The sequence below is a fragment of the Corynebacterium sp. HMSC29G08 genome, assembly GCF_001806875.1.
Taxonomy (GTDB): Bacteria; Actinomycetota; Actinomycetes; order Mycobacteriales; family Mycobacteriaceae; genus Corynebacterium.
Genome location: NZ_KV786246.1, coordinates 1 through 768, shown reverse-complemented (window position 1 = coordinate 768; position 768 = coordinate 1). Strand labels below are relative to the sequence as shown.

At 58.2% G+C, this 768-nt stretch carries 1 protein-coding gene; it reads right to left on the bottom strand.

Features of this window, described 5'->3' with window-relative positions; translation table 11 throughout:
- On the bottom strand, positions 1-768 hold a 768-nt coding region (locus HMPREF3101_RS06160; protein WP_210386177.1), incomplete at both ends, for a G5 domain-containing protein.

The following is a 768-nucleotide window of genomic DNA, read 5'->3' as shown; positions in this document are numbered from 1 at the left end:
TCTTCGTGGTCTCACCAGTGGTCTTGGTGCCCACACGAATCTCGGCCGCAACCGGCTCCTTCGCACGCTTCGTGGTTACGGTTGGCCCGCCTTGCGGTGTGCCGTCGACAAGCTTCTGCGTGCTTGTCACCTCATCAATACCCAGCTCGCCTTGCGTATCGACGACCTGCGTACCCGCCTCAAGCGTGGCGTCAAAAACAATCTTCGTTTCAAACGGCACCGATTTCTCGGTCTTCGTCACCAGATTCTGATCTTTTAAGCGCGGACCGTACTCAACGATGCGCTCAACAGGTTCGGTACGACCCTTGGTCTCCTGGACCGTTGCCTCACCGTTTGTACCGCTAAACGTTGCGGTATAGGACGCCTCACCGTTCTTGCCTTCCTGAACAACCTTGACCTCACCCGGCTTCAGCTCCGGATTGGGGCGCAAGGTGGTGCCGAACGGAATCGGTTCAGTCCACTCCACCTTGTCGGTTGCCGTGGCCTGCTTAGTGCCAACGGTGATGACCTCATCGATGGGCTGCTTCGTGATCTCCTCAGAGATCTGCGGATCACCATCCGGGTTGGAGTTGGTGATGTTGCGCGTAATCGTCACCGTCTTCTCACCCGGCACACCCGGGGTAGTCACCTCGGACTGACCGGCAGGCATATTCGGGTCGTACTGCACAACCACCTTGAACGGAGCATCCGTAGTGAAGGTCTCCGTGTTCGCACCAGTGGTCTTCGTACCCACACGGATAACCTGCGTGACCGGTTCCTCCGTGCGCT